An 18,554-nucleotide genomic window follows, 5' to 3' on the forward strand; every position below is an offset into this window, starting at 1 on the left:
AGCGCAGCGCCACCCGGCACAAACAAACCTCACCCGTGCTGCCCCTGTTCCTCCAGCGCCACCGGCCACTTACGGAAGATAAGCACGGACCAGATCAGCGCCATCAGCGCCGGAATGGCACCCAGATAGCCAATCGCCGACATCGATACGTGCAGGATGACCTGGTTTCCCACCAGCGCACCCGCGCCAATCCCCAGATTGAAAATTCCCGAGAACAGCGACATGGCGACGTCCGTCGCATCCGGCGCCAGGGCCAGCACCTTCACCTGCATGCCCAGGCCAATAATCATGATCGCCACGCCCCAGAACAGGCTGAGGATCGCCAGATGGCTTTCACTGCCCGCGGCGGGCATCAGCAACAGCAGACAGGCCAGCAGCAGGCCGATAGCGCTGCTTACCAGCGAGGAGGCATGCCGGTTACCCAGCTTGCCGAACAGCACGCTGCCAATAATCCCCGCGCCGCCGAGGATCAGCAGTAAGACGGTGGCAAAGTTGGCGCTAAAGCCTGCTACCACCTGCACAAACGGTTCAATGTAGCTATACGCCGTGTAATGGGCCGTTACCACGATGGCGGTCAGCAGGTAGATGCTCAGCAGCGCAGGGCGACGCATCAGCAGCGGCAGGCTTTTCAGCGAGCCGGAATGCTCGCTCGGCAGCGCGGGCAGTAGCTTAATCAGACACACCAGCGTCACCAGCGCGCCCATGCCGATGGCGAAGAAGGTGGTACGCCAGCCGAAGTATTGCCCCACGATGCGGCCAATCGGCAGGCCCAGCACCATCGCCAGTGCGGTACCGGTAGCAATCAGGCTTAGCGCCTGCGCGCGTTTACCCGCCGGTGCCAGGCGAATCGCCAGCGACGCGGTGATCGACCAGAACACCGCATGGGCAAAGGCGATACCGACGCGGCTGATGACCAGCACCGTAAAATTCCACGCCATAAACGACAGCACGTGGCTCGCGATGAACAAGACAAACAGACCGATCAGCAGCCTGCGCCGCTCTATCTGGCTGGTCAGCAGCATGAACGGCAGGGACATCAGCGCCACCACCCAGGCGTAAATGGTCAACATAATGCCCACCTGCGCCGTTTCCATCTGGAAACTGTTAGCGATGTCAGACAACAGCCCAACCGGCACAAATTCTGTGGTGTTAAAAATAAACGCGGCAATGGCCAGCGTGACCACGCGTAGCCACGCAACCCTGCGGGAAACTGTGTTCGTTGTCATAGGGATGTCGGAGATTCGTTGCTGAAAAGAAGAGGAGACGATCTTAAAACGTTGAATGGCGAAAACTCAACCACTATGTGACGCAGATCTCAATATTTACCTTATGAAAGCGGTAGCCGGGAGCGCTGTTTTCATTGAATATAAAAGAACAACACAATAAAAACAGGCGGTAAGACAATGCAGGAGATTGATTTTTATCTGGTCGATGCGTTCAGCAATACCACGTTTGGCGGCAACCCGGCCGCCGTTTGTCCGCTCAAGGAATGGTTACCCGATGAGACCTTGCTGAAAATGGCACAGCAGCATAATCAGTCGGAAACGGCCTTTTTCGTCTGCACTAAAGGAGGCATTGAGCTACGCTGGTTTACCACGCTTACCGAAGTCAATCTCTGCGGCCACGCCACCCTTGCCGCCGCGTACGTTCTGTTTAATGAACTGGAATACCCCGACTCGCGGATCCACTTTGATACCGCCTCTGGCCGCCTGACGGTCAGCCGGGAGGGGGAGTGGATGACGCTGGACTTCCCGGCATGTCCAACCCATGAAGATACGCCGCCGCCGGAGATGCTCTCGGCGCTCGGTATCCGTCATTACGTTGCAGCCCGCAAAGGGCGCGCCTGGCTGATCGTGCTGGACAATCGCCAGCAGGTTGAAGCGCTCGCGCCACGCTTTTCGGCGATGACGCCGGGCGAGCATAAGGTGAGCGTGACGGCACGGGGTGAGGGGGAATACGATTTTGTCAGCCGCTTTTTCTCCCCCGGGGTATCCGTTCCGGAAGACCCGGTCACCGGCTCCGCGCACACCATGCTGATCCCATACTGGGGTGAACGGTTGGGGAAAACAGCCATGCTTGCCCGTCAGGTTTCCGCGCGCGGCGGCGACGTGCGCTGTGAGCTGAAAGGCTCGCGCGTGCTGATGAGCGGGCAGGCTTCACTTTATCTGAAAGGCACAGTTTTTCTGCGCTAAATAACCCATAACAAGAGAGGAAGAGACAATGCAGGAAATTGATTTTTATCTGGTGGATGCCTTCAGCGACAAAACCTTTGGCGGCAACGCGGCAGCGGTATGTCCTCTGGAAGCGTGGCTGCCGGACGAGACGCTGCTCAAAATGGCGCAGCAGCATAACCAGTCTGAGACCGCCTTTTTTGTACGCACCGACGGTGGGTTTGAACTGCGCTGGTTTACCACGCTCGATGAAATTAACCTGTGCGGCCATGCTACGCTTGCCGCATCGCACGTTATTTTCGAATACCTTGACTATCCGCACACTGAAATTACCTTCACCACGCGCTTCGTGGGCGAACTGACGGTCAAACGCAGCGGCGACTGGCTGACGCTGAACTTCCCCGCGTGGTCAACGGAGGTGGTCGAGAACCCACCTGCGCTGCTGTTTAGCGCGCTGGGCATCCCAGACGCAAAAGAGGTGCGCGTCGGACGTGATTACCTGGTGGTGCTGGAGAGCCAGCAGCAGGTGGAAGCGTTAACGCCGGATATTGGGGCGATGATCCCGCTGGATAAAATGGTCTGCGTGACGGCACCGGGCGAAAAATATGACTTCGTCAGCCGCTTCTTCTGCCCGGGGGAAGGGGTGCCGGAAGATCCGGTTACCGGATCCGCCCACAGCATGCTGATCCCATACTGGAGCGAAAAGCTGGGTAAAACGTCACTTTATGCCCACCAGGGGGCGCACCGTGGCGGGGATCTGCGCTGCGAAATGAAGGGCGACCGCGTGCTGATTGGCGGTCAGGCCACCCTGTACCTGAAAGGGAAAATCTTTTTGCGCTAACGGAGCGGTACGATAAGTTAATTGTATGAAGCACCCTGGCAGGCCTGCGCTATGTTGACATTTAGCCTCACAAAAAAAGCAAGGAGCCTGCCATGTATTCTATTACCTCTGAATCTGCACGTCACCCGGACATTCTCAGCCTGATCGCGGCGCTGGACCGCTATCAGAGCGAACTCTATCCCGCCGAAAGCAATCATCTGATCGATCTGGCTGCGCTGCCGGAAACGTCGCTGATCCTGATGGTCATTCGCGACCAGCAGCTTCAGGCCGTTGGCTGTGGCGCCATCGTGCTCAACGGCGACGGTACGGGGGAGATGAAGCGGGTCTATATCGATCCGGCCCATCGTGGGCAGCACCTTGGGGAGACGCTATTGGCCGCCCTGGAAGATGAGGCCCTGAGCCGTCATTGCCATACGGTACGGCTGGAGACGGGCATCAAGCAGCGCGCCGCGGTGCGTCTTTATGAACAGTGCGGATACGATTTGCGTCCGGCGTTTCCTCCGTACGTTGACGATCCGCTCAGCCTGTTTATGGAGAAGGCGCTGGTTGAAGACGTTCGTTTAGCAGCGCTATAAAGGCCTCCAGCTGGCGGGTCATTGCCCCGCGTCGCCACACCAGCCAGGTGGTGAGCCAGCGCCAGTTTTCTGCCAGCGGCCAGGCTTCAACCTGATGATGCCCGGGCATACTCTCCAGCATCGAGCGCGGCATCAGCGCGATGCCTGCGCCCGCAATAACACAGGCGAGCATGCCGTGATAGGACTCCATCTCGTGAATGCGGCCGGGCGCGGCGCGGTCAGCGTGAAACCAGCTCTCCAGGTGCCGGCGATAAGAGCAGTTGGCGCGAAAGGCATAAACGTCGCTGCCGCTCACCTGCGCGGCGCGTGAGATTTCCGCCTGCCCGGCAGGGGTGACCAGCATCATTTCTTCCCGGTAGACCGGCATTCCTTCCAGCTCCGGGTGCGACAGTGGCCCGTCGACAAAGGCGGCGCTCAGGGTTCCCTCCAGTACGCCATCAATCATCGTCCCGGACGGCCCGGTAGAAAGGGCAAACTGAATGCGCGGATAGCGCTGGTTAAACTGTGCCAGCGTTTCAGGAATGCGCACGGCGGCGGTACTTTCCAGCGCGCCAAGGGCAAATAACCCCTGCGGCTCATCCCCCGCGACGACCATGCGCGCTTCATCCACCAGGGCGAGGATCTGCTTGCTGTAGCGCAAAAAGTTATGGCCAGCCGGGGATAAACGCAAACGCTGGTTCTCACGAATAAACAGCTCAACGCCAAGATCGGCTTCCAGCTGGCGGATGCGGGTCGTCAGGTTTGACGGCACGCGATGCACCTTCTGCGCCGCCTGGGTGATACTGCCCGTCAGCGCGACGGCGTTAAACATTTCAAGCTGGGTTAAATCCATAGCGTTCTCGTTTCGTGAATAAGGTGGTTAGTATTATTCATTTTTAAGAAATAGCAGAGTGAGCCACAATGAATCAACCGAAAAACGTGGAGAGCACCATGACTTATTCCTCTGCAACACATGCCTTCTCTGTCAACCCGGCAACGGGTGAAACCCTCGCCGCGTATCCGTGGGCGACGTCGGAACAGGTTGACCGCGCGATTTCTCAGTCCGATGCGGGCTATCGCCTGTGGCGTCGCGAAAGCGTCTCCCACCGGGCGCAAAAGCTGCGCGATCTTGGCGCCGCGCTGCGTCATCGCGCTGAAGAGATGGCGCAGACGATCTCCCGTGAAATGGGCAAACCCATTCAGCAGGCGCGGGCAGAAGTGGCAAAATCCGCCGGCCTGTGCGACTGGTACGCCGAGCACGGCCCGGCGATGCTGCACGCGGAACCGACGCTGGTCGAAAACCAGAATGCGGTCATTGAATACCGTCCGCTGGGGCCGATCCTCGCGGTCATGCCGTGGAACTTCCCGCTCTGGCAGGTGCTGCGCGGCGCGGTGCCGATTCTGCTGGCAGGTAACAGCTATCTGCTTAAACACGCGCCCAACGTCCTCGGCTCGGCGGAGCTTATCGCGCAGATCTTTGCGGATGCCGGTTTTCCTGAAGGCGTGTTCGGCTGGGTAAACGCCACCAATGACGGCGTCAGCCAGGCGATTAACGATCGTCGTATTGCGGCGGTGACCGTCACCGGCAGCGTGCGTGCCGGGGCTGCCATTGGTGCTCAGGCGGGGGCCGCGCTGAAAAAATGTGTTCTCGAGCTGGGCGGCTCTGACCCGTTCATCGTCCTCAACGATGCCGACCTGGATCTTGCCGTGAAGGCGGCGGTAGCAGGCCGCTACCAGAATACCGGGCAGGTGTGCGCGGCGGCCAAACGCTTCATTGTGGAAGAGGGTATTGCGAAGACCTTTACCCAGCGCTTTGTCGACGCGGTTGCTGCGCTGAAGCTGGGCGCGCCGGACCAGGAAGAAAACTATATTGGCCCGATGGCGCGTTTTGACCTGCGCGATGAACTCCATCAGCAGGTGCAGGCGACGCTGGCGGAAGGTGCAACGCTGCTGCTGGGCGGTGAGAAAATCAGCGGTGAGGGGAATTATTACGCCCCAACCGTGCTGGCGAACGTCACCCCGGCGATGACGGCCTTCCGGCAGGAGCTGTTTGGTCCGGTCGCGGCCATTACTATCGCGAAAGACGCGGAGCATGCCCTGATGCTGGCCAACGACAGCGATTTTGGCCTGTCTGCCACGGTCTTTACCGCCAGTGATGCGCTGGCAGAAACCTTCTCCCGCGAGCTGGAGTGCGGCGGGGTGTTTATCAACGGCTTTAGCGCCAGCGATGCGCGCGTGGCCTTTGGCGGCGTGAAGAAAAGTGGCTTTGGCCGCGAACTTTCCCACTTTGGGTTGCACGAGTTCTGCAACGTGCAGACGGTGTGGAAGGATCGCGTGTAATCCCGCGATGTCGGCCCTCATCTCGAGGGCCGTTGTCATTAATCTGCAATGGTTCTGTCATTTTCATTTCGTAGACTCGCTCGCGTCTAACGCCTTGTAAATGAAGCTAATTATGAACCTAACGCAAATTTTTCGCCGTATTGCGCAGCGTCTCACTCCCCGTCACTTTGGCCTGCTGACAGGGATCTTTTGCATTATTGGCCTTTTCTCCGCGCTGCAGCTCTCCTCGTCATTCCTGCTTAACGCCTCCCTGAACGAAGCCCAGCGCAACGAGCAGCAAAACCTGCTGGCGTGGCAGCAGCAGAGCAAGCTGGATCTGGCCCGCGTCTCTCTGCTGGCGGCAAGCGATCTCCTTAACCGCTCCGGGGTATGGTTTATGCAGGATAAAGAGACCGGATCCGACGGAAGCTGGCACAGCCTGATGGATGACGCGCAAAAGGCGCTGACGGTGTCTCAGCAGGCGTGGAAGGCCTGGCTGGCGCTGAATCCACCGAAAGACGACGCCCTGGTAAACAGCTATCAGCTCTTCTACGGCGCGATCAAAGAGCAGGCGGAAGGTCTGGTCAAAACCAATACCATCGACGCTTTTTTTGCCGTCCCGGCGCAGGCTTTTCAGACCGATTTTAACGACAACTATGCGCGCTACCAGCAGGCAAGCGAGAAGCAGGCCATGCAGGGGCGTCAGAGCCTCATGGCGCAGCTTTCTGACCTGCAAACGTTATTCCTGTTTGCCCCGTTGCTGTTAGTCGCCATTGCCGCTGTCGTCTGGTTCGGTATGTCCCGATGGGTGATTACGCCGCTGCGTCGGCTCATCGCGCATATCAACCGGCTGGCAGCAGGGGATCTCTCCGGCACGCCGCCGAACGTCATGCGCTTCAACCGGGAGATAGGGCAGCTTAGCGACAGCATTGCCACGATGCAGCACGGCCTGCAGCAGCTGGTGACGCAGGTCAGCCACGCCACGGCTACCATGGTGGAGAACATTGACTCTCTGGCGCAGGGTAACCAGAAGCTGTATCAGCAGTCGGCACGTCAGGCGAAAGAGCTTGAGGATGTGACGGCGCATATTGCGGCGCTGGAAAGCCACGTGGAAGGGAATACCGGCTATGCCAGACTCGCCAGCTCCCGGGCCGATGAAGCACGCCAGGCAGCCGTGGGCGGCGACCAGATGATGTCGACCGTAAACGCGTCTATGCAGGCGATCGTCGACCGATCGTCTGAGATGCGCGGGATCGTGGCGATGATCGACAGCGTGGCGTTTCAGACGAACATCCTGGCGCTGAATGCCGCCATTGAGGCCGCCCATGCCGGAAATCAGGGGCGCGGGTTTGCCGTCGTCGCCCGCGAGGTTGGACTCCTGGCCAGAAAGAGCAGCCACTCGACGCAGACCATTCAGGAGCTGATCAACCGTTCACTGCAGGGTATCGAAGACGGTTCCCGTGCCGTCACCCTGATGGAAGAGAATTTGCAGCAGGTCACCGGTCTGGTGGGCAATTTGAGCAGTTTGCTGAATGAGATCTCCACCGCCACACTCAGTCAGGGAGAGCGTATTCACCTGATGACGCGTCAGCTTCAGGCGCTGAACCAGGTCTCCCGTCAGACGGACCTGCTGGTCTCTGACGCCTCGGAGGCCTCTGAGCGGCTGCAAAAGCAATCCGATCTTTTATTGCAGGCCGTTTCGCGTTTTCGTCTTAGCGCCTGACGCAATACATAAGCCTCTGTTATACTCGCAGCCCGTTTTAGCCTGAGGGCAAGGAGCAAAGTGTGGCTGCGGTCATCCATAATGAGATGTTGGACGAGATTCTGGCGCAGGTTCGTCCGTTAATTGGAAAGGGGAAGGTTGCCGACTATATTCCGGCCCTTGCCTCGGTCAGCGGGAATAAGCTGGGTATTGCTATCTGCACCATCGACGGACAGCGATTCCAGGCAGGGGATGCAACAGAACGTTTTTCCATTCAGTCCATTTCGAAAGTGCTCAGTCTGGTTGCGGCGATGCGCCAGTATGAAGAAGACGAAATCTGGCAGCGCGTGGGTAAAGATCCGTCCGGCCAGCCTTTTAACTCGCTGCTTCAGCTTGAAATCGAGCAGGGTAAACCGCGAAATCCCTTTATCAACGCCGGGGCGCTGGTGGTCTGCGATATGCTGCAGAGCCGCCTCAGCGCGCCGCGTCAGCGAATGCTGGAGATAGTACGCCAGCTCTCGGGGGTTGACGACATTGCCTACGATCCGGTGGTGGCCCGCTCGGAGTTCGAACACTCTGCCCGTAACGCGGCCATCGCGTGGCTGATGAAATCCTTCGGCAACTTCCATAACGACGTGGCGACCGTCCTGCAAAACTATTTCCACTACTGCGCCCTGAAAATGAGCTGTGTTGAGCTGGCTCAGACGTTCCTGTTCCTTGCGCATCAGGGGCACGCGCCGCACCTCGATCAGGAGGTGGTTTCTCCTCTGCAGGCGCGCCAGGTCAACGCGCTGATGGCAACCAGCGGGATGTATCAAAACGCCGGCGAGTTTGCCTGGCGCGTTGGCCTCCCGGCCAAGTCGGGGGTGGGCGGCGGAGTGGTGGCGATTGTACCGCATGAAATGGCGATTGCGGTCTGGAGCCCCGAGCTGGATGAAACGGGAAATTCCCTTGCCGGTGTCGCGGTTCTGGAGAAACTGACCCAGCGTATGGGACGTTCCGTTTACTGATGTCTGACCTGGATCCCCTTTTTTCCCGTCTGGCGCGATCGACGTTTCGCTCGCGCTTCCGCTTAGGCGATAAGGAACGGCAGTATTGCTGGGACAAAGGCCCCGATACCATTGATCAGCATGCCGCTGATTTTGTCGAAAAGCGCCTTGCCCCTGCACAACCCGCGAATGACGGCAAACAGACGCCCATGCGCGGTCACCCGGTATTTATCGCCCAGCATGCCACCGCCACCTGTTGTCGGGGCTGTCTGGCGAAATGGCATAATATTCCTCACGGTGTTCAGCTCACCGCGCAGCAGCAGCAGTATATCGTCAGCGTGATTCACCACTGGCTGGTGCTCCAGATGAACGCCTAAATTTGACGAGTTATGATCCCGTTATATTTGTGTTATAGATTCATCCTAAGTGAGCGCCGATCGTGCTGACGACCGCAATAACTGCCATAAGCTTTCATATGGAATGAAATTTAATGCGTTCTGCTCTTACCGCTTTCAGGCCGTTCCAGCCTGACACGCCGCTGCGAAATGCATCGACGATCTTTATCCTCACCACTTTGTTCTATTTTGTGGGTGCGGAATTACGTCTCGTGGAGGCTTTGTCGCTGTTCTGGCCCCTCAACGGCGTGATGGCAGGGATCTTTGCCCGCTATGTTTTTCTGAATCGCCTGCATTACTACGCGGTATCCTATGTCGCCATGCTGATGTACGACGCGGTGACGACCAACTGGGGGATAGCCTCCGTGGTGATCAACCTGTCTAACATGGTCTTTATCGTCGTGGTCGCCGTGCTGATTCAGCGTGACAGGCGGCTGATGAAGAAAACCCCGGATCCGCTTAACGCATTACGCCTGTTCAACTACTGCCTGATTGCTGCGCTGCTGTGCGCACTGCTCGGCGCGGTAGGGTCGGTCGGGATTGACAGCCACACCTTCTGGCCGCTCTTTGCCGACTGGTTTAGCGAGCAGTTCTCAACCGGCGTGCTTGTTGTGCCGTGTATGCTCACGATAGGCATGCCCGTGCGCGAATTCAGGTTACGTCTGGAGCAGCTATTACCGGTTATTGCGCTGATCGTCTCGGTGGTCGCGTCAGTCGTGATTGGCGGCGCGGGGAGCCTCTCTTTTCCACTGCCTGCGCTTATCTGGTGTGCGGTACGCTACCCATTGCCTGTGACCTGCTTGCTGACGTTTGTCACGGGCGCCATTGAAATTATTCTGGTCGCCAACTCGGTGATTAATATTGCCGTGGCGACACCGCTGACCACCCCAATGATGTTTTCTGCCCGGCTGGGTATTGCCACGATGGCGATCTGTCCGGTGCTGGTTTCCGTCAGCATGGCAGCCATTAATTCTCTGATCCGTCAGGTTTCCCTGCGGGCGGATTATGACTTTTTAACGCAGGTTTATTCGCGTTCCGGACTTTATGAGGCGTTAAAACACGAAGAGACGCACCGCCATTCGCGTTTCCTGACCGTTATGCTGCTGGATATCGATTACTTCAAAAGCATCAACGATAACTACGGCCACGAGTGTGGCGACCGCGTGCTGGCGTCATTCGCCCGGCAGGTTCAGCAGGTGGTCGGTGAAGACGGGATGGTCGCGCGTATGGGCGGGGAAGAGTTCGCGGTGGTGGTCAACTCTGGCGACGCTCGACACGGTTATGAACTGGCGGAACGTATCAGAACTACCGTCGCTAACCATCCTTTTACATGGCGTCAGCAAACGCTCTCTCTGACGGTCAGTATTGGCCTTGGAAGCGGGAAGGCGGAGGCATGGCAGTTGACCGAGGTCTTCAACAAACTCATGACCGAAGCGGACGATCACCTCTATCGTTCAAAAAAAGCGGGTCGAAATCGTACCAGCGCCCGGGTCGCGGACGAGCATATTACTGCCGCCACCGGGCATGAAACAGAGCTGCGTTAATCGTCATAAGGCATTGACGTGAATAGCAAGTGGCTTAACAGACTGTCAGAACACTGACAATGTCACTGTTTAAGCTACGCTTTGAGTAACGCTTTACGTCAGGAGACATTATGAAAGCACCTGCAACCCCTGAAAATGAAACAGACAGACTGAACTCGCTGCGCGAATCAGGTCTGCTTGAGATCGACAGTTCCCCGGCGTTTGACCGGCTTACGCGTCTGGCGAAGCGCTTCTTCCAGGTGCCGCTGGCAATGGTCAACCTCATTGATGAGCACTCGCTAATCGTGAAGTCGGCCGATGGCAAGGCGCCTGACACCGTTCCGCGTAATATCTCGTTTTGTGGCCATACGATCCTCACCGAAGCACCGCTGGTGGTAGGGGATATGCTGCAGGACGATCGTTTTGCGGATAATCCGCTGGTGGCGGGTGAACCTCGCGTGCGTTTTTATGCGGGCTTCCCGCTGCGCCTGCGTGACGGCGCCAGCGTGGGCTCGCTGTGTCTGATTGATTACGCCCCCCGTGAGTTCTCGGCGGCCGATCTTGCCGTGCTGGGAGACCTGGGCGCGCTGGCAGAAGATGAGTTTGCCGCCATCAGCGCGGCGACCACGGATGAGTTAACCGGCTTATTCAACCGTCGCGGCTTTAATCAGCTCGTGAGATTCACGCTTTCCGTTGCCCGACGCCGGGCGGAGCCGCTGACGCTCGGCTGGCTGGATTTGGATCGCTTTAAGGAGATTAACGATCGCTACGGGCATGAAGAGGGCGATAAGGCGCTTAAAGTTATGGCGCAGCTGATGCGCAGCGCTTTCCGTGAGGCCGATATGCTGGTGCGTTTTGGCGGGGATGAGTTCGCGGTGCTGTTCGCGGATACCGACGAGCAGGGCGCCTGGATAGCCATGCAGTATCTCGCCGAGCAGGTGGAAAGCTATAACGCCCGCAAGCTTCACCCGTGGTCGCTACACTTCTCATGGGGGCTCAGTGAATTCGATCATAACGGCAACGACCTGCAGCAGTGGTTAAAAGATGCCGATGAAAAGATGTATGCCATGAAGCAGCAGCGCCAGCGGGCCCGGTGACATAATAAAAGCCTATGTCCGAACCGCTTGCGTTAATAAGTTGTTAAACCCAAAGTGAGCGTATTCAACGTAAGGAAAAACAATGAATACCTCACTGCAAATCAAAACCCTCACCCGGGAAGAGATCCTCATCCATCTTGATGCGCTGGCCGGGATCCTCGAAAACTGCGTAAACGGCGGGGCATCCGTCAGCTTTATGCTCCCTTTTAGCCTCGACAAGGCCCGTACTTTCTGGCGCGGTATTGCCGAAAGCGTCGCACGAGGCGAGCGGCTGGTGCTTGCCTGCGTCGATGCGCAGGACGGGGTCATTGGAACGGTGCAGCTGATCGCAGACCAGCCGGAAAACCAGCCGCACCGGGCGGATGTGGCGAAGCTGCTGGTGCATGAAAAAGCGCGTCGAAAAGGGGCCGCAATGGCGTTAATGGAAGCGCTGGAGGCTGAGGCCCGGGCCAGAGACATTTCTGTGCTGGTGCTCGATACCTCCACCGGCAGCGGGGCCGAAACCTTCTACCTGCGTGCCGGCTGGCAAAAGGTTGGTGAGATCCCGCGCTACGCGCTGATGCCTGACGGCGCCATGACCGCCACCTCTGTGTTTTATAAGTTCTTATAATTATTTTGCACAACCGCACCGCGGATTGATCAAAACAGGGTTTCTGGTCGTTAAGTTTTGATAAGTTATCGCACCAATCTTATCAGGCTGTATGACTAATCATAAAAGGAACCCCCTTGTGAACACGCTCAACCGTCGTGATTTTCCCGGTGCGCACTATCCAGAACGCATCATTCAGTTTGGTGAAGGCAATTTCCTGCGTGCGTTTGTCGACTGGCAAATTGACCTGTTAAACGAACATACCGATCTTGACGCTGGCGTGGTAATCGTTCGCCCGATTCAGAGCGACTTCCCGCCGTCGTTAAGTACCCAGGATGGGTTGTACACCACGATCGTTCGTGGCCTGAATGAGCAGGGCGAGGCGGTGAGCGAGGCCCGGCTGATCCGCTCCGTTAACCGGGAAATCAGCGTCTATGACGACTATGGCGCATTTCTGAAACTGGCTCACAATCCCGATATGCGGTTTGTATTCTCGAACACCACCGAAGCGGGTATCAGCTACCACGCGGGTGACAGCGTCGACGATGCCCCTGCGGTGAGCTATCCGGCGAAGCTGACGCGTCTGCTGTTTGAGCGCTTTAGCCACTTCAACGGTGCGGCTGACAAGGGCTGGATCATCATTCCCTGCGAGCTGATTGACTACAACGGTGACGCACTGCGTGAACTCGTCTTGCGCTATGCGCAGGAGTGGGCGCTGCCTGCTGCCTTTATTCAGTGGCTCAACGACGCCAACAGCTTCTGCTCGACGCTGGTTGACCGTATCGTGACAGGCTATCCCCGCGATGAAGCGGCCGCACTGGAGGCTGAACTGGGTTATCACGATGGGTTCCTCGACACGGCCGAACATTTTTATCTGTTTGTGATTCAGGGGCCGGCATCTCTTGCGCACGAACTTCGTCTGGATAAGTACCCGTTAAACGTGCTGATTGTCGATGACATCAGGCCTTACAAAGAACGCAAGGTGGCCATTCTGAACGGCGCGCACACGGCGCTGGTGCCGGTCGCCTTCCAGGCCGGGCTGGATACGGTAGGCGAGGCGATGAATGATGCGAAGATCTGCGCGTTCGTCGAAAAAGCGATTTATCAGGAGATCATCCCGGTCCTCGATTTGCCGCGTAACGAGCTGGAATCGTTCGCCAGTGCGGTGACAGGACGTTTTCGTAATCCCTACATCAGACACCAGCTGCTCTCCATCGCGCTTAACGGTATGACCAAATACCGTACCCGCATCCTGCCGCAGCTGCTGGCAGGGCAGAAGGCGACGGGGCAATTACCGGCTCGCCTGACGTTTGCTCTGGCCGCATTGATCGCGTTTTATCGCGCGGAGCGTAACGGGGAGAGCTATCCGGTGCAGGATGATGCACGCTGGCTGGAACGTTATCAGCAGCTGTGGGCGCAGCACCGCGATCGGCAGCTTAGCACCCGTGAACTGGTGCAGTCGGTGCTCAGCGTACGCGACCACTGGGAGCGGGACTTGACGCAGGTAAGCGGTCTTGTCGACCAGGTCACGCTGGATCTGGATGCCATTCTGCTTAAGGGCATGCGCGCCGCGGTTAAACCGCTTTGCTAATGCATTCACCCGGCTTCGGCCGGGTTTGAATAGGCCCATTTAGTTACAACATACTATGTGCTTTGTTTTTAAAAAGCACATGCAGCACCGTGCGAATTTCGCTAATCAGGGGAGAAAATGCAATGTCCCGTTAACAAGCTTGCAACGGTGACGGGGATCACGTTTAATAGCCTCGCTCTTTTCTTGCCTGAAACTCACTATGATCGTTCGTCCTAAACAGCACTGGCTACAACTGATTTTTGTCTGGCACGGTTCGGTACTTCCCAAGATCTATACCCGATTGCTGCTCAACTTCCTGCTCTCTATCGCCGTTATCCTGATGTTACCGTGGTATACCTCGCTCGGTATCAAATTTACCGTGGCGCCATTCAGCATTCTCGGCGTGGCGATCGCTATCTTTCTGGGTTTCAGAAACAACGCCTGTTATTCACGCTACGTTGAGGCGAGGCTGCTCTGGGGGCAGTTGATGATAGCGGCACGCTCGCTGTTTCGCGAGGTAAAAAACACCTTACCCGACGATAAGCACCTCGGCGAATTTGTCCGTCTGCAGATTGCTTTCGCCAACTGTCTGCGCATGACCTTGCGCCGGGAACTGAACGCTGAGCAGCTCTCTCGTTATCTTGCTGCGGAGGATTTACGTAAAGTCATGGACGCCAACTCACCGGCGAACCGTATTTTGCTGATCATGGGGGAATGGCTGGCCGTGCGGCGGCGAAACGGGCAACTCTCAGACATTCTGTTCCATAGCCTGAACAACCGTCTGAACGACATGTCTATCGTCCTTTCCGGCTGCGAGCGCATTGCGACCACGCCGGTGCCGTTTGCCTACACGCTGATTTTGCACCGCACGGTATATCTGTTCTGCATCATGCTGCCGTTCGCGCTGGTTGTGGACCTGCACTACATGACGCCCTTTGTCTCTGCGCTGATTTCTTATACCTTTATTTCGCTGGACACCCTGGCGGAAGAGCTGGAAGACCCGTTTGGCACAGAAGATAACGACCTGCCGCTGGACGCCATCTGCAACATGATGGAACGCGATCTGCTGCAGATGAACGATGAAGAGAACATTCCGGACAGGCTGATGCCGGATAAGCACTATCAGCTGGCCTGACGGGCGTTCCACTCGTCGCGGGTAATCTCCCACAGCTCGGAGTCCAGCATCCCGCTGACGTAGGCTTTCTTCTCCGTTCTGATAAGCCGCATGCCGCTACTGTCCGAAATACGACGGGAGCGGCTGTTGGCGGCGGCCTTCGGGGCCCGCAAAACGGATTTGTTTAGCGTGTTGAACCAGTAATCCGTCGCCGCAATGCTGGCTTCGCGCATATATCCGTGCCCCTGAAATTCCGGCGCGAGCCAGAACCCGCGGTTGTTATCCTCGACGTCGTACAGGCAAATAATGCCCATCAATTCATCCGGCACCTCACGTCGCCGGATGCTCCAGAACCAGGCAATCCCTTTCGCCACATCCGGCAGCGCCACGTTATTGACATAGTTTTCTGCGCCGTTATCCGGGTAGGGCCAGGGGACGGAAGAGACCATATAGCGGACGATCTCCCAGCGCGGATACAGCGTTTGTATCTGGACGGCATCTTCGGCAACCAGCGGTTTTAGCAGTAAGCGTTCTGTCATGAGCGTCGGTATCGTCATGCGCGGATCTCCCTATTTAGGCGTTATGCTTTTGTTTGCGTTCTGGTATTTTCATCTATATGACGTTCTGTTTAGTTGCGTTGTAACGTATTTACTACCAAAAGTTTGCTCTGCTGAGCGTTCGACTACCATCAGATTAGTTGGGCTAACTTACCTACCCACATAAGGAATAATGTATGGTTTTGCCTGGAATGAATCCTGAGACCAATCTCCCCGGTTATGATTATGCGCGAATGGCAGGTTTAGGGGCTGCAGATTTCGATTTCAAAGCACTGGGGTAGAACTCACTCGACAACTTGGGCAAGTGGTAACAAGTGCCGCAGCATTGGCAGGAAGTGCGGTGAGCGGCGTTATTGCAGCGCCCAGTAACTTACCACGGACCGGTAAATACATTATCGGTACCATTCAGTCACTGGCGGTATTCTGATGAAGTTTTTGAGTTTGTTAACCGGACGGGTTTTCCAGGATCTCCTGCAACATGGTAAAGATATAGAGGAGGCTATTGCTCGTCGTAATACCCGCCTTCTGGATAATTCCACTCCCGAGCTGGAACGGTATTTTTCGCGACCCCTCTGCGAGCTTCCGCGTCAAAATCCTTACCCGGTAGCTATGCTGTTACCTCTGTTTTTAGTGGCGTTTGCGCTAAACCTTTTGCCTTTTCTCAGCACGTTGCAGGGTTTGTCACCTTTACATCATGCATTGAGCTTTTTCTTACCATCATTGACGATGACAGGCGCGCTCATTGTGACAAGCTTACTACTGGCTCGTGGAAAGACGTCGGGATTGTCGGGCTTTATGGCGTTGTTCATCATCCTGCTGATAACGACCCTCGTTCAGGTTCTACATGTCATGCTTTCTCATGATGGAAGCCTCTGGCCACACGTCATTGCATCTTTCGCGCTGTTACTTTGTCGGGTGGTGATGAACGGCAGCGGCTTTGTTCTGTTTACGCTCTATTGTCGTACTCAGCGTCTTGCCAGATTGGCACGGGAAATGCGGCTAAAAAGCCGTTAAAGGGGGAGGTTATGACATTACGAAAAGCCACGCCACAGGAAGCCGAAACACTCTGGAATATACGCAATCAGGCGATTCGTCACGGCTGTACAACCAGTTACGACGCTGAGGTCATTGCGCGCTGGACGCCCGATCTGATGCCCGAACGCTATCGGCAAATGGTCATTGAATACCCTTTTTACGTGGTTGAAGATGAAAAGGGCGATGTTGCGGCAACCGGCTACCTCGATCTGGATACCCATTGCCTGGAGGCGATTTTCACCTTGCCCGCAGCCTCCGGCAAAGGCATGGCGACCCGGATTATCGAGGCCCTCAAACATGAGGCCCGTAGCCGGGGGATAACCCGCCTGACGCTTGATGCAACGCCTAACGCCCAGTCGTTTTATCAGAAGCTGGGGTTTGTGACGCTGCGCGAAAACTATCATCACTCGCGTATGGCGGGGGCTGATTTACGCTGTTTTGAAATGGCGATTACTCTGTAATGTGAGGAAAACATGGCTGTTACGGTACGACCTCTATGCAAAGACGACTATTCCCAATGGCGACCGCTGTGGGACGGCTATACCCATTTTTATGATTGCTACCTCGAGGAATCCGTCACCGCAGCGACGTGGGAAAGGGCGCTCTCAGCGCATTCATCGATGTTCTGCCGGGTCGTGGAGAAGGACGAAAAGATCATCGGTTTCGCAATGTGTGTTCTGCACGAAGGCACCTGGTCAACCGCGCCCATCTGCTACCTGGAAGATCTGTTTGTTGATGCTGCCGAACGCGGGGCGGGGGCCGGTAAGGCGCTCATTGACGCTCTGATTGAGGAAGGCAAGCGCGAAGGGTGGTCGAAACTGTACTGGGTCACCCGGGAGAACAACCCGGCGCGTAAACTTTATGACAAATATGGTGAAGCTGACGACTACGTCCGCTACCGTCTCTCCCTCTAAGACTTCAAGGCCTGTGTTTGTATCACACTGTATCAGCGTCCCGGATACATACACAGGCTTGCAATAAACCCGCTTTCGCACATATCCGCTATACATTGAGGTGTTGTGATATCCCCGTGAATTGTACTCAACCGGAGATACCAACATGTTCAGCAAACTTGCTTACTCAACCCTCGCACTGACCGTTTCGCTTGGCACCGTGATGTCCTGTCAGGCGGAAGCCACCGGCACGAATTTCGCGGCCGCCTTTGATCATCCCCAGCAAATTAACGCTGGCGATCTGAACGTCGGTTATGTCGACATTGGTCCGAAGGACGGTCAGCCGGTTATTTTATTGCACGGCTGGCCCTACGATATTCACAGCTACGCCGAGGTTGCACCGGCTCTGGCGGCAAAAGGGTACCGGGTCATTGTGCCGTCTCTGCGCGGCTACGGTACCACGCGCTTCCTGTCAGCAAACACACCGCGCAATGGCCAGCCCTCGGCGATGGCGAAAGATATCGTTAATCTGATGGATGCCCTGAATATCAGGCAGGCGGTATTTGCAGGCTATGACTGGGGCGCCCGGACGGCGGATATCGTCGCGGCGCTGTGGCCAGAGCGCGTAAAATCACTGGTGTCGGTGAGCGGGTATCTCATCAGCAGCCAGCAGATTGGGAAACAGCCGCTGCCGCCAAAAGCAGAGCAGCAGTGGTGGTATCAATTCTATTTTGCGACAGAGCGCGGTGCGGAAGGCTATGCCAAAAACACGCATGACTTTGCGCGCTTAATCTGGTCGCAGGCCTCGCCTGACTGGAAATTCAGCGACGCGGTCTTTAACGCCAGCGCCAAATCCCTCGATAACCCGGACCACGTCGCGGTGACGCTCAGTAACTATCGCTGGCGTTTAGGGCTGGAAAAAGGCGAGCGCAAATACGACCGCTACGAGCAAAAACTGGCCACGCTACCGAATATCACCGTACCAACGATCACCATCGAAGGCGGCAACAACGGCGCGCCGCATCCGGCACCGCAGGCCTATGCAGCTAAATTTACCGGCAAATATGAGCACCGCACCTTCGGCGCAACCGTGGGGCACAATCCGCCTCAGGAAGATCCGCAGGATTTCGTTAAGGCGGTTATCGACGCGGACAAGCTGTGAAATGTGCTATTTTCAGTACGTTACCCTTCGGTCTGGAGAGTTC

Annotated in this window: 19 protein-coding genes; 16 read left to right on the top strand and 3 right to left on the bottom strand. The window is 56.7% G+C overall.

Features of this window, described 5'->3' with window-relative positions:
• Positions 1 to 29: 29 nt before the first annotated feature.
• Positions 30 to 1,226, bottom strand: a complete 1,197-nt coding sequence (locus FHC48_RS00185; protein WP_023344135.1) for a sugar transporter — start codon at positions 1,224 to 1,226, stop codon at positions 30 to 32.
• Between the two features lie 177 nt (positions 1,227 to 1,403).
• Here FHC48_RS00185 and FHC48_RS00190 point away from each other — a divergent pair, with 177 nt between their 5' ends.
• The 3 genes from FHC48_RS00190 (at position 1,404) to FHC48_RS00200 (ending at position 3,587) form a co-directional block, all read left to right on the top strand.
• Positions 1,404 to 2,192, top strand: coding sequence for a PhzF family phenazine biosynthesis protein (locus FHC48_RS00190; RefSeq protein ID WP_023344136.1), 789 nt, complete (start codon positions 1,404 to 1,406; stop codon positions 2,190 to 2,192).
• Between the two features lie 28 nt (positions 2,193 to 2,220).
• A complete protein-coding gene (locus tag FHC48_RS00195; RefSeq protein ID WP_021242504.1) occupies positions 2,221 to 3,012 on the top strand; it encodes a PhzF family phenazine biosynthesis protein in 792 nt (263 codons plus the stop codon).
• A 92-nt stretch (positions 3,013 to 3,104) separates the two neighbouring features.
• Positions 3,105 to 3,587, top strand: a complete 483-nt coding sequence (locus FHC48_RS00200; protein WP_023292427.1) for a GNAT family N-acetyltransferase — start codon at positions 3,105 to 3,107, stop codon at positions 3,585 to 3,587.
• On the opposite strand, the gene FHC48_RS00205 is transcribed toward FHC48_RS00200, so the two are convergent.
• Positions 3,541 to 4,419: a putrescine utilization regulator PtrR gene (locus FHC48_RS00205; RefSeq protein WP_021242502.1), complete on the bottom strand. Its 879-nt coding sequence runs from the start codon at positions 4,417 to 4,419 to the stop codon at positions 3,541 to 3,543. The genes FHC48_RS00200 and FHC48_RS00205 overlap by 47 nt on opposite strands.
• Before the next feature lie 98 nt (positions 4,420 to 4,517).
• On the opposite strand from FHC48_RS00205, the gene sad reads away from it, so the two are divergent.
• The 9 genes from sad (at position 4,518) to FHC48_RS00250 (ending at position 14,885) form a co-directional block, all read left to right on the top strand.
• Entirely contained in the window at positions 4,518 to 5,906 is a 1,389-nt protein-coding gene (sad, locus tag FHC48_RS00210) for a succinate-semialdehyde dehydrogenase (RefSeq protein ID WP_031275251.1), read from the top strand.
• Between the two features lie 112 nt (positions 5,907 to 6,018).
• On the top strand, positions 6,019 to 7,608 hold the full coding sequence (locus tag FHC48_RS00215) for a methyl-accepting chemotaxis protein (RefSeq protein WP_021242500.1): 1,590 nt from the start codon (positions 6,019 to 6,021) through the stop codon (positions 7,606 to 7,608).
• Between the two features lie 62 nt (positions 7,609 to 7,670).
• Entirely contained in the window at positions 7,671 to 8,597 is a 927-nt protein-coding gene (glsB, locus tag FHC48_RS00220) for a glutaminase B (protein WP_008503201.1), read from the top strand.
• Positions 8,597 to 8,953 carry a DUF4186 domain-containing protein gene (locus FHC48_RS00225; RefSeq protein WP_021242499.1) on the top strand — a complete coding sequence of 119 codons (357 nt, stop codon included), beginning with the start codon at positions 8,597 to 8,599 and terminating at the stop codon, positions 8,951 to 8,953. Before glsB ends, FHC48_RS00225 begins: the two co-directional genes overlap by 1 nt.
• A gap of 113 nt (positions 8,954 to 9,066) precedes the next feature.
• On the top strand, positions 9,067 to 10,515 hold the full coding sequence (locus FHC48_RS00230; protein ID WP_021242498.1) for a GGDEF domain-containing protein: 1,449 nt from the start codon (positions 9,067 to 9,069) through the stop codon (positions 10,513 to 10,515).
• A 110-nt stretch (positions 10,516 to 10,625) separates the two neighbouring features.
• On the top strand, positions 10,626 to 11,591 hold the full coding sequence (locus FHC48_RS00235; RefSeq protein WP_021242497.1) for a sensor domain-containing diguanylate cyclase: 966 nt from the start codon (positions 10,626 to 10,628) through the stop codon (positions 11,589 to 11,591).
• An 82-nt stretch (positions 11,592 to 11,673) separates the two neighbouring features.
• Positions 11,674 to 12,201 (top strand): GNAT family N-acetyltransferase, encoded by a 528-nt coding sequence (locus FHC48_RS00240; RefSeq protein WP_059364020.1) that lies wholly within the window; start codon positions 11,674 to 11,676, stop codon positions 12,199 to 12,201.
• A 118-nt stretch (positions 12,202 to 12,319) separates the two neighbouring features.
• On the top strand, positions 12,320 to 13,771 hold the full coding sequence (locus tag FHC48_RS00245) for a tagaturonate reductase (protein WP_059364022.1): 1,452 nt from the start codon (positions 12,320 to 12,322) through the stop codon (positions 13,769 to 13,771).
• 199 nt (positions 13,772 to 13,970) lie between these two features.
• Entirely contained in the window at positions 13,971 to 14,885 is a 915-nt protein-coding gene (locus FHC48_RS00250; RefSeq protein ID WP_220420481.1) for a bestrophin family protein, read from the top strand.
• Here FHC48_RS00250 and FHC48_RS00255 read toward each other — a convergent pair.
• Positions 14,873 to 15,421, bottom strand: coding sequence for a GNAT family N-acetyltransferase (locus tag FHC48_RS00255; RefSeq protein WP_220420482.1), 549 nt, complete (start codon positions 15,419 to 15,421; stop codon positions 14,873 to 14,875). The genes FHC48_RS00250 and FHC48_RS00255 overlap by 13 nt on opposite strands.
• A 426-nt stretch (positions 15,422 to 15,847) precedes the next feature.
• Between FHC48_RS00255 and FHC48_RS00260 the strand changes: the two genes are divergently transcribed.
• From FHC48_RS00260 to FHC48_RS00275, 4 genes are all read left to right on the top strand, one after another.
• On the top strand, positions 15,848 to 16,435 hold the full coding sequence (locus FHC48_RS00260) for a hypothetical protein (RefSeq protein ID WP_059364026.1): 588 nt from the start codon (positions 15,848 to 15,850) through the stop codon (positions 16,433 to 16,435).
• An 11-nt stretch (positions 16,436 to 16,446) separates the two neighbouring features.
• Positions 16,447 to 16,917 (top strand): GNAT family N-acetyltransferase, encoded by a 471-nt coding sequence (locus tag FHC48_RS00265; RefSeq protein WP_008503210.1) that lies wholly within the window; start codon positions 16,447 to 16,449, stop codon positions 16,915 to 16,917.
• A gap of 12 nt (positions 16,918 to 16,929) precedes the next feature.
• Positions 16,930 to 17,370, top strand: coding sequence for a GNAT family N-acetyltransferase (locus FHC48_RS00270; RefSeq protein WP_021242490.1), 441 nt, complete (start codon positions 16,930 to 16,932; stop codon positions 17,368 to 17,370).
• Positions 17,371 to 17,515: 145 nt separating this feature from the next.
• The gene (locus FHC48_RS00275; RefSeq protein WP_021242489.1) at positions 17,516 to 18,511 is read left to right on the top strand and encodes an alpha/beta fold hydrolase; all 996 of its coding nucleotides are present in this window, start codon (positions 17,516 to 17,518) and stop codon (positions 18,509 to 18,511) included.
• Positions 18,512 to 18,554 lie beyond the last annotated feature (43 nt).

This window comes from Enterobacter sp. EC_50, from assembly GCF_019584525.1.
Lineage (GTDB): Bacteria > Pseudomonadota > Gammaproteobacteria > Enterobacterales > Enterobacteriaceae > Enterobacter > Enterobacter roggenkampii.